The 13,909-nt window shown below is 61.9% G+C and carries 12 protein-coding genes; 10 read left to right on the top strand and 2 right to left on the bottom strand.

Annotated elements, in window-relative coordinates; genetic code table 11:
* Positions 1 to 112: 112 nt before the first annotated feature.
* From nifH to LZ012_RS07980, 9 genes are all read left to right on the top strand, one after another.
* Positions 113 to 994: a nitrogenase iron protein gene (nifH, locus tag LZ012_RS08020; RefSeq protein ID WP_275709386.1), complete on the top strand. Its 882-nt coding sequence runs from the start codon at positions 113 to 115 to the stop codon at positions 992 to 994.
* A gap of 165 nt (positions 995 to 1,159) precedes the next feature.
* Complete coding sequence (gene nifD / locus LZ012_RS08015) at positions 1,160 to 2,632, top strand: nitrogenase molybdenum-iron protein alpha chain (RefSeq protein ID WP_275709384.1); 1,473 nt, start codon at positions 1,160 to 1,162, stop codon at positions 2,630 to 2,632.
* 138 nt (positions 2,633 to 2,770) lie between these two features.
* Entirely contained in the window at positions 2,771 to 4,339 is a 1,569-nt protein-coding gene (gene nifK / locus LZ012_RS08010) for a nitrogenase molybdenum-iron protein subunit beta (protein WP_275709382.1), read from the top strand.
* Positions 4,340 to 4,506: 167 nt separating this feature from the next.
* The gene (nifT, locus tag LZ012_RS08005; RefSeq protein WP_275709380.1) at positions 4,507 to 4,734 is read left to right on the top strand and encodes a putative nitrogen fixation protein NifT; all 228 of its coding nucleotides are present in this window, start codon (positions 4,507 to 4,509) and stop codon (positions 4,732 to 4,734) included.
* A gap of 66 nt (positions 4,735 to 4,800) precedes the next feature.
* Positions 4,801 to 4,992, top strand: a complete 192-nt coding sequence (locus LZ012_RS08000; RefSeq protein ID WP_226404672.1) for a 4Fe-4S binding protein — start codon at positions 4,801 to 4,803, stop codon at positions 4,990 to 4,992.
* A gap of 80 nt (positions 4,993 to 5,072) precedes the next feature.
* The gene (locus LZ012_RS07995; RefSeq protein WP_275709378.1) at positions 5,073 to 5,804 is read left to right on the top strand and encodes a dinitrogenase iron-molybdenum cofactor N-terminal domain-containing protein; all 732 of its coding nucleotides are present in this window, start codon (positions 5,073 to 5,075) and stop codon (positions 5,802 to 5,804) included.
* Entirely contained in the window at positions 5,801 to 6,064 is a 264-nt protein-coding gene (locus LZ012_RS07990; protein ID WP_275709376.1) for a DUF6129 family protein, read from the top strand. The genes LZ012_RS07995 and LZ012_RS07990 overlap by 4 nt, the downstream gene beginning before the upstream one ends.
* The gene (locus tag LZ012_RS07985; protein ID WP_275709374.1) at positions 6,054 to 6,806 is read left to right on the top strand and encodes a 4Fe4S-binding leucine-rich repeat protein; all 753 of its coding nucleotides are present in this window, start codon (positions 6,054 to 6,056) and stop codon (positions 6,804 to 6,806) included. The genes LZ012_RS07990 and LZ012_RS07985 overlap by 11 nt, the downstream gene beginning before the upstream one ends.
* A 176-nt stretch (positions 6,807 to 6,982) precedes the next feature.
* Positions 6,983 to 7,951, top strand: a complete 969-nt coding sequence (locus LZ012_RS07980; RefSeq protein ID WP_275709372.1) for a hypothetical protein — start codon at positions 6,983 to 6,985, stop codon at positions 7,949 to 7,951.
* A gap of 170 nt (positions 7,952 to 8,121) precedes the next feature.
* Here LZ012_RS07980 and LZ012_RS07975 read toward each other — a convergent pair whose 3' ends face one another.
* Entirely contained in the window at positions 8,122 to 8,760 is a 639-nt protein-coding gene (locus LZ012_RS07975) for a hypothetical protein (protein ID WP_275709370.1), read from the bottom strand.
* 279 nt (positions 8,761 to 9,039) lie between these two features.
* Between LZ012_RS07975 and LZ012_RS07970 the strand changes: the two genes are divergently transcribed.
* Positions 9,040 to 10,422, top strand: a complete 1,383-nt coding sequence (locus tag LZ012_RS07970; RefSeq protein ID WP_275709368.1) for an APC family permease — start codon at positions 9,040 to 9,042, stop codon at positions 10,420 to 10,422.
* Positions 10,423 to 10,450: 28 nt separating this feature from the next.
* Here the strand turns inward: LZ012_RS07970 and LZ012_RS07965 are convergent, their stop codons facing one another.
* Entirely contained in the window at positions 10,451 to 13,579 is a 3,129-nt protein-coding gene (locus LZ012_RS07965; protein WP_275709366.1) for an efflux RND transporter permease subunit, read from the bottom strand.
* Positions 13,580 to 13,909: the final 330 nt, after the last annotated feature.

Here is a 13,909-nt window from a genome sequence, read left to right as displayed (position 1 = left end):
AATTCAATCACATGGAGTCTGTCAGTCGACCTGGCACGCTACGTGCAGATAGTCAGTCGCGACACTAACCAATTCCTTCGCAAATCGACTGACAGACTAAGGAGATTACACCATGGCAAAACTCCGTCAATGCGCCATCTATGGCAAAGGCGGCATCGGCAAGTCCACCACCACGCAGAACCTGGTGGCGGCTCTGGCCGAATCCGGCAAGAAAGTAATGATCGTCGGCTGTGACCCGAAAGCCGACTCGACCCGCCTGATCCTGCATAGCAAGGCCCAGACCACCGTCATGCACCTGGCTGCCGAAGCCGGTTCCGTGGAAGACCTCGAACTCGAGGACGTCCTGTCCGTCGGTTTCGGCGGCGTCAAGTGCGTCGAATCCGGTGGCCCGGAACCCGGCGTCGGCTGTGCCGGCCGCGGCGTCATCACCGCCATCAACTTCCTGGAAGAAGAAGGCGCCTATGACGAAGACCTCGACTTCGTCTTCTACGACGTGCTGGGTGACGTGGTCTGCGGTGGCTTCGCCATGCCGATCCGTGAAAACAAGGCGCAGGAAATCTACATCGTCTGCTCGGGCGAAATGATGGCCATGTACGCTGCCAACAACATCTCCAAGGGTATCGTGAAGTACGCGAACTCCGGCGGTGTCCGTCTGGCCGGCCTGATCTGCAACTCGCGCAACACCGACCGCGAAGACGAACTGATCATGGCCCTGGCTGCCCGCCTCGGCACCACCATGATCCACTTCGTGCCGCGCGACAACGCCGTCCAGCACGCCGAAATCCGCCGCATGACGGTCATCGAGTATGACCCGAAGCACAAGCAGGCTGACGAGTACCGCCAGCTGGCCTCGAAGATCGTTGCCAACACCAACTTCGTCATCCCGACCCCGATCGAGATGGAAGAGCTGGAAGACCTGCTGATGGAATTCGGCATCATGGAAGCGGAAGACGAGACCATCGTCGGTAAGACCGCCGCCGAACTGGCCGCCTGATTTCGTGCCATGACGCCGGTGACTTTGTCGACTTCGCCTTGCCGTGCTAATCGCACTGTCTGCGGCTCGTCTTCGCGTCACCGGCGCCCTGTCCCGCAATCGCACTGAATCACCCTTTCAACCAGCACGCTGGCTACAGATTGGTAGCAGCGTCAGGAGGAAAAAATGACGACTCTGTCTCGTGAAGAAACCGACGCCCTCATCGCCGAGGTGCTCGAGGTTTATCCGGAAAAAGCCAAGAAGGATCGCGCCAAGCACCTCGCGTCCAATGACGTTTCCGTCGAACAATCCAAGAAGTGCATCACGTCCAACCGCAAGTCCCTGCCCGGCGTCATGACCATCCGCGGTTGCGCCTACGCCGGCTCCAAGGGCGTGGTGTGGGGTCCGATCAAGGACATGATCCACATCTCGCACGGCCCGGTCGGCTGCGGCCAGTATTCCCGCGCCGGTCGCCGCAACTACTACGTCGGCACCACCGGCGTCGATACCTTCGGCACGATGAACTTCACCTCGGACTTCCAGGAAAAGGACATCGTTTTCGGCGGCGACAAGAAGCTGGCCAAGCTGATCGAGGAAGTCGAACAGCTCTTCCCGCTGCACAAGGGTATTTCGGTCCAGTCCGAGTGCCCGATCGGCCTGATCGGCGACGACATCGAGTCGGTCTCCAAGAAGGCTGCCGCCGTCCTCGACAAGCCGGTCGTCCCGGTGCGTTGCGAAGGCTTCCGCGGCGTGTCGCAGTCCCTCGGCCACCACATCGCCAACGACGCCATCCGTGACTGGGTGCTCGACAAGCGCGACGGCCAGGCCTTCGAATCGACCCCGTACGACGTCGCCATCATCGGCGACTACAACATCGGCGGCGATGCCTGGGCCACGCGTATCCTGCTCGAAGAGATGGGTCTGCGCGTCGTCGCCCAGTGGTCCGGCGACGGCACCATCGCCGAGATGATGAACACGCCGAAGGTCAAGCTGAACCTGCTGCACTGCTACCGTTCGATGAACTACATCTCGCGTCACATGGAAGAGAAGTACGGCATTCCCTACATGGAATACAACTTCTTCGGCCCGACCAAGATCGTCGAATCCTGCCGCAAGATCGCCGCTTTCTTCGACGACTCCGTCAAGGAGAAGACCGAGGCCATGATCGCCCGCTACCAGGTCATGATGGATGCCATCATCGCCAAGTACAAGCCGCGCCTGCAGGGCAAGAAGGTCATGCTCTACGTCGGCGGCCTGCGTCCGCGCCACGTCATCGGCGCCTACGAAGACCTCGGCATGGAAGTCATCGGCACCGGCTACGAATTCGGCCACAACGACGACTACGACCGCACGATCAAGGAAATGGGCGACGCCACCCTGCTCTACGACGACGTCACCGGTTTCGAGCTGGAAGAGTTCGTCAAGCGCCTGAAGCCCGACATGGTCGGCTCCGGCATCAAGGAAAAGTACATCTTCCAGAAGATGGGCATCCCGCTGCGCCAGATGCACTCCTGGGACTACTCCGGTCCTTACCACGGTTACGACGGTTTCGCGATCTTCGCCCGTGACATGGACATCGCCCTCTCCAACCCGACCTTCAAGAACCTGACCCCGCCGTGGAAGAAGGTTGCTGAAGAAGAAGTGAAGAAGGCCGCCTAAGTTTCAGGAATTGGGAAACAGGCGATGGCGGCGGGTGATTGCGGACTTCGCGTCCTTCACCCGCTCCCTCCCCCGGGACCCTGATCTTCAACCTTGCGCCCGGCACTGCGAATGAGCGGTACGGGCAAGGAGATAGCAATGCAAACCGCAGACAACATCAAGCCCTGTTATCCGCTGTTCCGCGACGACGACTACAAGAAGAACCTGGCCGAGAAGCGCGTCCAGTTCGAGGAAGGTCACGGTCCGGACAAGGTCTTCGAAACCTTCATGTGGACGACGACCCAGGAATACCAGGAACTCAACTTCAAGCGCGAAGCCCTGACCGTCGATCCGGCCAAGGCCTGCCAGCCGCTCGGCGCCGTCCTCTGCGCCTCCGGCTTCCACAAGACCCTGCCCTACGTGCATGGTTCGCAAGGCTGCGTCGCCTACTTCCGCACCTACTTCAACCGTCACTTCAAGGAACCGTGCTCCTGCGTGTCCGACTCGATGACGGAAGACGCCGCGGTGTTCGGCGGCCAGAAGAACATGTTCGACGGCCTGGAAAACGCCAAGGCCATCTACAAGCCGGACATGATCGCCGTCTCCACCACCTGCATGGCCGAAGTCATCGGTGACGACCTCAACGCCTTCATCAACAACTCGAAGAAGGCCGGCCACATTCCGCAGGACTACCCGGTTCCCTTCGCCCACACCCCGTCCTTCGTCGGTTCGCACACCACCGGCTGGGACAACATGGAAGAAGGCATCCTCCGCTACTTCACGCTGAACAGCATGGAAGGCAAGGTCGTCGGTTCGAACAAAAAGGTCAACATCGTTCCCGGCTTCGAAACCTACCTCGGCAACTACCGCGTCATCAAGCGCATGCTGACCGAGATGGGCGTCGGCTACACCATGCTGTCCGACCCGACCGACGTCTTCGACACCCCGGCCGACGGCGAATTCCGCATGTACTCCGGCGGCACGACGATGGACGAGGTCAAGGACGCGCCGAACGCCATCACCACGCTGCTGATGCAACCGTCCCAACTGGAAAAGACCCGGAAGTTCGTCGAGAACACCTGGAAGCACGACATTCCGAAGCTCAGCATCCCGATGGGTGTCGAGTGGACCGACGAGTTCCTGATGAAGGTCTCCGAAGTCACCGGCCAGCCGATCCCGGCTTCGCTGGAACTGGAACGCGGCCGCTGCATGGACCTGATCTCCGACAGCCACGCCTGGCTGCACGGCAAGAAGTTCGCCATCTACGGTGATCCGGACTTCGTCATGGGTATGGTCAAGATCCTGCTCGAAGTGGGCGCCGAGCCGACCCACATCCTGTCCCACAACGCCAACAAGCGCTGGGGCAAGGCTGTCGAGAAGCTGCTCGCCTCCAGCCCGTTCGGCACCCTGGGCAAGGTCTATGTCGGCAACGACCTGTGGCACATGCGCAGCCTGTGCTTCACGGACAAGCCGGATTTCCTGATCGGCAACAGCTACGGCAAGTACATCCAGCGCGACACCCGCCACAAGGGTGAAAAGTTTGAAGTACCGCTGATCCGCCTCGGCTTCCCGATCTTCGACCGCCACCATCAGCACCGTGCCACCACCATGGGCTACGAAGGGATGATGTCCGTGGTTACCCAGCTGACCAACGCTGTCCTTGAGCAACTCGACAAGGAAACAATCGGCATGGGCACCACCGACTACAACTTCGACCTGGTCCGCTGACGCGGCGATAGGCCGGCTGTGCAGCCCGATGGCTTCGTTGGGCGGTGCTCGGAATCCTCACGTACCTCCAGTACGTTCCGGTTCCTGCGCTCCGTCCACCTCGCCCTCGGGCCGCTCGCCCGGCCTCTCATCCGCGCCAGACACTGATACCCCACAAGGAGTTGAGCATGGCCAACATCATGATCCAGCAAGGCAGCAACGGCGGGCTGGTGTTCTACCTTCCGAAGCGCGACCTGGAAGCGTCCATCGAGTCCATCGAATTCGACACCGCCGAAAAATGGGGTGGCGAACTGAAGCTGGACAACGGCGGCACTTACTACATCGACCCGATCACCAAGCCGCCCCGCCTGCCCATTTCCCTGCGTGCCAAGCGCCTTGGCGCGGCAGAGGACTAAGTTTGTTGAACCTGACCCGCCCAGCCAGCCAATTAGCCAGCCAGGGCGGATTTTAAGGAGAGCATCATGGCAATGAAAATCGACCCCGACATGTGCACCGCCTGCGGTGACTGCAAACCGGTCTGCCCGACCAAGTCGATCAGTTCCGGCAAGATCTTCTTCAAGATCGACGCCGCGACCTGCACGGAATGCGACGGCCACAACGATTCCCCGTTGTGCGTCGACGTCTGCCCCAGCGGCTGCATCAGCCCGGCCTGATTCCAGTGTCTTGAACCGAGCGCCGGGCCAGTGTCAAAACTGAGCCGGCGCTCCACTGAAGACACTGCCAGGAGCCCATCATGTCGCCCTCACCCATCGCTTCCCGTGAAGCCGCGCTGCGTATTGCGCTGGCCGCCCGCGCCCTGAACGGCCTCGACGTCAAGGCTTTCGTCGGCGCCCTGCTCGAAAAGCTGGAACCGCCGCTCACCGAAGCCAAGCTCGGCAAGCTGACCGTCGAGGATCTGCGCGTCATCCTGGCCGGCGATTTCGCTGAACAGGGCTGCCATGTCGGCGTCGAGGGCGAACAGCTCAAGGAAGCCGTCCGCATGCTCTGGGGCCAGGGCATCGAAAACGGCGACTTCCCGGTCATCGAAGCCTACGCCGACGGTGAAATGCCCGGCTCCATCCGCGTCGCCGTCGCCGCCAACCGCGGCGAGAACCTAGACGGCCACTTCGGCTCCTGCGACCGCTTCCTGATCTACCAGGTCGGCCAGCAGGCGATCAAGCTGATCGACGTGCGCAGCACCGCCGAGGCCGACGGCGCCGAGGACAAGAATGCCGCCCGCTCGGCCCTGATCAACGACTGCCAGATCGTCTACATCCAGTCCATCGGCGGCCCGGCGGCAGCCAAGGTGGTGCGCGCCGGCGTCCATCCGGTCAAGAAGCCGACCGGCGGCCCGGCCCGCGAAGCCCTGCTCGAACTGCAGGGCCGCCTGTCCTGCCCGCCGCCATGGCTGGCCCAGATCATGGGCGTGCCGTCGGCTTCGCTGGCCCGCTTCGAGGAAGAACTGGAAAACGAGGAAGCAGCATGATCACCCCGACCCAACTCGCCCACGTCGGCGAAGCCGCCCTGCTCGACGCTCGTGCCGCCTCGTTGCGCCAGCGCTTTCCCAAGCTGCATTTCACCGAGTGCAGCGAAGACGACATCTCGCCGCGCTACAAGGCCGCATTCACCGTCGACGGCTACGACCTCTACCTGATCACCGGGGCGAGCGGCCACTGCCTGGAACTGACCAACGATGCCGGCAGCGCGACCGGCATCCTGATTGCCAGCAAGGTCGATGACGAGTGATCAAGGCCAGGCCGGCGTCGGCAAGCTGGGTTTGTGCTCCGGCTGCAGCCACTATCCGGACTTCCTGAACGCCTGCCGCTGCAGCCCGGGCGACGCCTGCATCCGCGCCCACAGCGGCCGGCAGATCGACCGTTTCCTGCGCCAGAACCGCGACGAGGCCGAGAAGTACCTCGCCGACATCTTCTGGGAACGCCGCGCCATCGCCGCCCGCTACGCCCCCATCGACACCATCTATCGCCTGAAGGCCGACCCCGACGAAGTCGTCCGCCGCGTCGTCGCCACCCGTCTGCCGGTCGAGCAGCTCGACGGCATGATCGGCGACCGCGACCGCGAAGTGCGCCTGTCGGTCGCCACCCGCTTGCCCGAAGCGCTGCTCGTCCGCATGGTCGACGATGACGACTACCTGATCCGCGCCACCGTCGCCCGCCGCCTGCCGCACGGCCAGCTGGCCAAGCTAGCCCGGGACAGCGAACGCGAGGTGCGCAAGGTCGTCGCCTCGCGCCTGCCGCCCTTTGCCCTGCACATGCTGGCCGGCGATCCCGAGCCGGAAGTCCGCGCCATCGTCGCCGAGCGCGCCCTGCCCGGCCTGGCCGCCACCCTGCTCGACGACCCCGAATGGTGGGTGCGCCTGGCCGCCGTGAGCAACGCCCCGCTCGAATTCCTGCCGCCGCTGACTGAAGACCCCGAGGTCGAAGTCCGCGAGGCAGCCCAAGCCCGGCTCGCCGAGTCGGAAGCCGCCTAAGAGCCTGTGAAATATTCATTCACGCCCGCTCCCCGCGCCCAGACGAGCCCGCTCGGCGTTGCAAATGCTCGCCATAGCCCGAGCTATGGCTGTGCTTTGCGCCTTGATCGGGCACGCCCGGACACGTTGCTCGGTCGCGCCCGAAAAATTCACAGACTCTGATCCGAGGAAAAATCATGAAGGAAACCCTGGCCTGGACCGAATACTGCAAGTCGCTGTCGCCGGCGATCGTCGAGACCTGCGCCCAGACGGTGGTCAGCGCCGGCCCGGCGACGCTGGTCAAGGCGCTGGGTAACGCCATTCCCGACTGGAAGTTCCGCCACAGCTTCGCGCGCGGCGGCTGGTACCGCCTGGGCGGCATCGTCGATGAAGCCGGCAATCGCCTGAGCGACAGCCTGGAAACCTGGGTCGAGCAGGAACTCGACGCCCGCGACGGCGACCTGCACCATCTCGCCGACGACTACGCCGACCGCAAGCTGTTCGCCACCCGCCTGGTCGGCCAGACGCATTACCTGGTCGCCTCGGAAGGTGACAAGCACGACGGTTTCCTGCAACTCGAAATCGAAGACCTGCAGGAAGTCCGCGCCCATCGACTGTTCGCCAACGATCCGGCGACCGTCGAGGACCTGATCGACCCGCGCGGCGGCAAGGACACGCCCGTCCCGCTCGGCCTGCCCTTCTACGCCTTCCGCCGCATCCAGCACGTCGGCTCCTTCCTCAAGCGCATGCTCGGCCAGAAGCCGGAACCGGCCCCCATCCATCGCATGATCGAAGACTGGGGCAAGAGCAGCGCCGGCAGCACCAGCGCCTGGTACAACCATTGGGTCATCGCCACCCGCGAACACCTCGACCGCTACCACCAGCTCGTCTTCCGCGCCCAGCCGATCCCGACCCTGGCCGGCGACCCGCCGGAATTCGAGGCCGCCGAAGGCACCAACGGCGTGAAACTGCAGCAGGCCCTGACCCATTTCGACCGCGAGGCCGGCTACCCGATGGCCTGGTACTTCCACATGCTGACCACCAAGGCCGTGCCGCACTGGGTGGCGCAGACGGCCGTCGAAGACGCACTGGGCGGCTTCGCCTACCTGCCGCAGAAGGATGTGGACGTCGTACGCGGCTGGCTGCACCGGCCGTACGCGGTTTGAGCCGGAACTCCAAACAGCATTGCCACACAGGCAATACCGTCATTCCCCGGTCCTACGGGGACTTCCTTCGGTCGAAGGCGGGAATTCAGAACGCAAAAATCAATGATCGACGCTACCCAGCATTATTAATCAATATCTCACGACCCAATAGCACAAGATCGACTGTGAAATTAGCGCTTGAGATCATTAATTAACTCAATTGCAATGATATCCGATAATGCTTTAAAACCATCACGAAGCGCTTCGGGGTGTTCTTGATAGTATGCTAGATCGTAGGCTGGTAGCCTATTTTCAAATGCTTCAGGCTTTATTGCCTTTTGCCATAAAATTTTTCCGCTCGTATTTACCAGCGAAAGATTTCCCCAAATAACTGCTCGTAAAGCGCCATCAAATGCCCCTTTCTTAAAAAGTCCATAATTGGTTATAGAAATATTGAACTGAGCATCAGCTCCGTTGCGAACTAACTTGGGAAAAATGTTTGATTGCTCCAGTTGCGCCTCAAAACCGGAGCGGAGTATTTCTCCAACCTGGATTTCGCTTGTCTGAAGAATATTTTTTAGAATGGTCTTATCGTCAAATACTACTTCTTTTGCAACACCACCAACAATTGGCCCGGCAATTGCACCAGTAAGCGCCTGTTTCATTCCATGGAAAAAAACTGTATCTGGCAAAGGCACTGACTCGTTAATAGATACACTTTTGGTTTTTAATCGAACTTCTTGATCTAGAGGTATATGTGTCGTTGTGGCACAAGCTGTGATTAATACACAAAATATTGACAAAACCAGTTTGGATAATTTTTTGAGCAAAGTTAATCCTTTCGTAAATTGAAATAGAAATATCAATGCAAACCGTAACCAAACGATTTAGCAGATCAGCCAATTAATATTACCAAGGCATGACTAGCCCTGTTTTGACTTGCAATCATAATGCCAAATGGATTCCACTGAGCCTCTCATCAAAAATTTCTCAATAGCGAATAGCCACTTTATGAAAGCAGTTTGCCGACACCTTGTGTTTCACCTAATGTCCTAGGAGGTAGGCTTTAACAGCCGTTTTTCCGGGCTTCGTCATGCGGAGGTGAGACCGTGTCAGCACAAGGCGGATTGGCAAAAGGGGTGTTGGGCACCTTCGAGTCGGCCATCATGGGCATTGCCGGCACGGCGCCGGCCTTCAGCGTTGCCGTCACGACGGCGGCCATTGTGGCGGCGGTCGGCGTGCTGTCGGTGGGCAGCATTTTCTACTGCGGCCTGATCATGTTCGGCATCATGCTGGCCTTTTTCCACCTCAGCAAAATCAGCCCGCACGCCGGCGCCGCCTATGCCTGGGTGGGCCATGTCTTCGGCCGGAAATGGGGATTTTTTGCTGGCTGGGGGCTGCTCGTCGCCTCCATCTTCTTCATGGTCTCGGCCACCATCCCCGCCGCCACGTCGACCCTGGTCCTCCTTGCCCCCGACCGGGTGGAGAGCACTGTCTGGGTCACTGGGACAGCAGCGGTCTGGCTCACCCTGGTGACCATCGTGGTCACCAAGGGCATCAAGCATGCGAGCTATACGCAGCTGATGCTGACCGGCGTCGAAACCGCCGTGGTCATTACGCTGATTGCCGGGGCGTTTGTCGAATATGGCGGCAATCCGGCGCATACGCCGTCATTGATCTGGTTTTCGCCGTTTTCCTTCACGCCGCAGCTGTTCGCGACCGGCGCCCTGACCGCCATCTTCTTCTACTGGGGCTGGGACGTCACCATGAACCTGAGCGAGGAAACCCGGGCCGGCGCCACGGGCCAGCCGCACCCGGCCAGCCAGGGGGCTTTTTGGGCGATGGTCAATCTGATCCTGTTCTTCATCATCATGATGATCGTGGTCCTCATCGTGCTGAGCGACGACGAGATTGCCCAGGCCAACACCAACGTCCTGTACGCCATCGCCAACAAGCTGTTTCCGGCGCCGTGGAGTTACCTGGCCGTGCTGTCGACCATCCTGAGCACCATAGGCACGATAGAGACGCAGATCCTGCAGTTCAGCCGCAGCATGTACGCCATGGCGCGCGACGAGATGCTGCATCCGCGCTACTCCAGGATTCACCCGAAATGGCAGACGCCCTGGGTGGCGACCTTCGTGATCTGGTTCCTCGGCGTGCTGCTGCTCTTCAGCTCGTCTTACATGCCGACGGTGAAGAGCATCCTGGAAAGCTCCATCCTTGCCATCGGTTTCCAGATCTGCTTCTACATGAGCCTGGCCGGCTTTGCCTGCGCCTGGCACTACCGCGACAAACTGACGGGTGGGCTGTACGGCGCCGTGTCCTACGTGCTGTGGCCCCTGCTCGCCGCGGCGTTCATGGTCTTCATCGCGCTGTACAGCATTCCGACCTTCGACCCGATCACCACCCTGTTGGGAATCGGCGGCATCCTGGTCGGTTTCATTCCCTTGCTGCTGGGCAATTGGCGGCAAACAGGCGGCGCCAGGGGATGAGCGGCCTGCCGCGGCCCATCCTCCACTGTCAGCGGCGGAGCGCCTTCTCCTTGAGCAGCGCGTAGATCGCCGGGATCACCGCCAGGGTGAGCACCGTCGAGGAAATCATGCCGCCGACCATGGGCGCGGCGATGCGGCTCATCACTTCCGAACCGGTGCCGGTACCCCACAGGATGGGCAGCAGGCCGGCCATGATGGCGGTCACCGTCATCATCTTCGGACGCACCCGCTCGACGGCGCCTTCCATGACCGCGGCGTAGAGATCGGCCGCCTGCGGCCGCCGACCTTCAGCGGCGCATTTCGCCTGCACTTCCTGCCAGGCGTGGTCGAGGTAGATCAGCATGACCACCCCGGTTTCGGCCGCCACGCCGGCCAGCGCGATGAAGCCGATGGCGGCGGCGACCGACAGGTTGTAGCCGAGCCACCACATCAGCCAGATGCCGCCGACCAGCGCGAAGGGCACCGACAGCATGACGATCAGCGTTTCGGTAATGCGCCGGAAGTTCAGGTAGAGGAGCAGGAAGATGATGAGCAGCGTGATCGGCACGACCACCTTGAGCTTTTCGGTGGCCCGTTCCATGTACTCGAACTGGCCGCTCCACGTGGCGTAGGTGCCGGGCGTGAATTTGACCTGCTCATTGACCGCCTTGCGTGCCTCGGCGACGTAGGAGCCGATGTCGCGGTCGCGGATATCGACGTAGATGTAGGCCGAGAGCAGCGCATTCTCGGTGCGGATGGCCGGGGCGCCGGTGGTGATCTTTACTTCGGCCAGCTGACCGAGCGGCACCATGGCCGCCGCACCGCCCATTTCCGCCGGCACCGGCACCAGCACCTCGCGGGCGATGGCCTGCGGATCGCTGCGCAGGTCGCGCGGGTAGCGCACGGTGACGCCGAAGCGCTCGCGGCCTTCGACGGTGGTGGTGACCATCTCGCCGCCCAGTGCTGCGGCGACGACATCCATCAATTCGCCGACGGTCAGGCCGTAGCGGGCCAGCGCGGCGCGGTCGGGCACGATGTCGAGGTAGAAGCCGCCGGTGATCCGTTCGGCGAAGGCGCTGCTGGTGCCGGGCACGGCCTTGACCACCGTTTCGATCTCCTTGGCCAGGCGCTCCATCTCGTTCAGGTCCTTGCCGAACACCTTGATGCCGATGGGCGTGCGGATGCCGGTGGACAGCATGTCGATGCGTGCCTTGATCGGCATGGTCCACGAATTGGCGACGCCGGGGAATTGCAGCGCCTTGTCGAGCTCGGCGATCAGCTTGTCGGCGGTCATGCCCGGGCGCCATTCGCTTTCCGGCTTGAGGTTGATCACCGTCTCGAACATCTCCATGGGCGCCGGGTCGGTGGCGGTCTGCGCCCGGCCCGCCTTGCCGAACACCGAGGCGACTTCCGGGAAGCTCTTGATGATCTTGTTCTGGGTCTGCAGCAGTTCGGCCGCCTTGGTCACCGACAGGCCGGGCAGCGTGGTCGGCATGTAGAACAGCGTGCCTTCGTTCAAGGTCGGCATGAATTCCGACCCCAGCCGGCTGGCCGGGAAGACGGTGATGGCCATGCCGATCAGGGCGGCGACGATGGTCGCCTTCTTCCATTGCATGACCCAGGCGATGATCGGCCGGTACAGGCGGATGAGCAGGCGATTGACCGGGTTCTGCGCCTCCGGCTTGATGTCACCGCGGATGAACAGCAGCATCAGCACCGGCACCAGCGTCACCGACAGGAAGGCGGCGGCGGCCATCGAAAAGGTCTTGGTCCAGGCCAGCGGCGCGAACAGTCGGCCTTCCTGGGCTTCCAGCGTGAACACCGGCAGGAAGGAGACGGTGATGATCAGCAGGCTGAAAAACAGCGCCGGGCCGACTTCCTTGCAGGCATTGATCATCGCCTCGCTGCGCGACTCGCCGGGCTTGAGCCGCTCCAGATGCTTGTGGGCATTCTCGATCATCACGATGGCGGCGTCGATCATCGCCCCGACGGCAATCGCGATGCCGCCCAGGCTCATGATGTTGGCGTTGATGCCGAGCGCGCGCATGCCGATGAAGGCGGCCAGGATGCCGACCGGCAGCATGATGATGGCGACCAGCGCCGAGCGCAGGTGGAGCAGGAAAACGATGCAGACCAGCGCGACGATCAGGCTTTCTTCCGCCAGCGTCCGTTTCAGCGTGTCGATGGCGCGGTGGATCAGTTCCGAACGGTCATAGACGGTCTCGATACGCACGCCTTCCGGCAGCCCGGCGCCGATCTCGGCGACCTTGGCCTTCAGGTTGTGGATGACCTCCAGCGCGTTCTGCCCGTAACGCGACATGGCGATGCCGGAAACCACCTCGCCGTCGCCGTTCAACTCGGTGATGCCGCGCCGCTCGTCGGCCACCAGCTCGACGCGGCCGATTTCGGCGACGCGCACCGGTGTGCCGTTCTGCGCCTTCAACACCAGGTTCTCGATGTCGCCCTTGCCGCGCAGATAGCCGCGGCCTCGCACCATGTACTCGGTCTCCGCCATCTCCAGCGTCCGCCCGCCGACGTCGCGGTTGGAATTGCGGATCACCTCGGCGACGCGCATCAGCGGGATACCGTAAGTGCGCAGCTTGATCGGATCGACGGTGACCTGATACTGCTGCACGAAGCCGCCGATGCTCGCCACCTCGGCGACGCCCGGCGCCTTGGCCAGCTGGTAGCGCAGGTACCAGTCCTGCAGCGTGCGCAGCTCGGCCAGGGTTTTATCTTTGGCCAGCACGGCGTACTGATAGACCCAACCCACCCCGGTCGCGTCCGGGCCGAGCGTCGGACTGACGCCCTTCGGTAGCTTGCCGGATACCGAATTGACGTACTCCAGCACGCGCGAACGGGCCCAGTAGATGTCGGTGCCGTCCTCGAAAATGACGTAGACGAAGGAGGCGCCGAAGAAGGAGAAACCGCGGACGACCTTGGATTTGGGGACCGACAGCAGGGCGGTGCTCAGCGGATAGGTGACCTGGTCCTCGACGACCTGTGGCGCCTGGCCGGGGAATTCGGTGTACAGGATGACCTGGGCGTCGGAGAGGTCGGGGATGGCGTCGAGGGGGGTTTTGAGGACCGCGGCTATGCCAGCGATTGTTATGAAGATGGTGGCCAGTAGGACGAGGAAGCGGTTTTTGGCGGACCAGGTGATTAGGGGGTTGAGCATGTTTTCTTGGCTCTAAGCCGCGCGCTTGATTTGCGGGTGGGTTCCGCCCTTGCGGGGCGTCTCACTTTTTCTTGCTTCGCCAAGAAAAAGTAAGCAAAAAGAAGGCGACCCTAGGTCGGTGCCGGCTGCGCCGGTTCCCTGCGCTACTCGGTCTTCGCGGGGGCTGCGGAACTCGGGGCTGCGCCCCTCAGACAGTCCTCGCCCTTTTTCCGCGAAGCCCTGCGTTGCTCGGCACCTCTCAAGGGGCCCGGGAAAACATCCGGGTGCGATCACCGGTTTCAATTGCAGGTGTTGTCCAGAGGCAAACACAACTCTTGTTTTTTTGGACGG

Source organism: Dechloromonas hankyongensis, from assembly GCF_022012295.1.
GTDB classification, from domain to species: domain Bacteria; phylum Pseudomonadota; class Gammaproteobacteria; order Burkholderiales; family Rhodocyclaceae; genus Azonexus; species Azonexus hankyongensis.
The sequence above is the reverse complement of the archived record's forward strand: the minus strand, read 5'-3'. Positions and strand labels throughout refer to the sequence as shown.

Excerpts from the sequence above, each read along its gene's own strand:
- nifH (WP_275709386.1), top strand. The coding sequence starts at position 113 with ATGGCAAAACTCCGTCAATGCGCCATCTATGGCAAAGGCGGCATCGGC.
- nifD (WP_275709384.1), top strand. The coding sequence starts at position 1,160 with ATGACGACTCTGTCTCGTGAAGAAACCGACGCCCTCATCGCCGAGGTG.
- nifK (WP_275709382.1), top strand. The coding sequence starts at position 2,771 with ATGCAAACCGCAGACAACATCAAGCCCTGTTATCCGCTGTTCCGCGAC.
- nifT (WP_275709380.1), top strand. The coding sequence starts at position 4,507 with ATGGCCAACATCATGATCCAGCAAGGCAGCAACGGCGGGCTGGTGTTC.
- LZ012_RS08000 (WP_226404672.1), top strand. The coding sequence starts at position 4,801 with ATGGCAATGAAAATCGACCCCGACATGTGCACCGCCTGCGGTGACTGC.
- LZ012_RS07995 (WP_275709378.1), top strand. The coding sequence starts at position 5,073 with ATGTCGCCCTCACCCATCGCTTCCCGTGAAGCCGCGCTGCGTATTGCG.
- LZ012_RS07990 (WP_275709376.1), top strand. The coding sequence starts at position 5,801 with ATGATCACCCCGACCCAACTCGCCCACGTCGGCGAAGCCGCCCTGCTC.
- LZ012_RS07985 (WP_275709374.1), top strand. The coding sequence starts at position 6,054 with ATGACGAGTGATCAAGGCCAGGCCGGCGTCGGCAAGCTGGGTTTGTGC.
- LZ012_RS07980 (WP_275709372.1), top strand. The coding sequence starts at position 6,983 with ATGAAGGAAACCCTGGCCTGGACCGAATACTGCAAGTCGCTGTCGCCG.
- LZ012_RS07965 (WP_275709366.1), bottom strand. The coding sequence starts at position 13,579 with ATGCTCAACCCCCTAATCACCTGGTCCGCCAAAAACCGCTTCCTCGTC.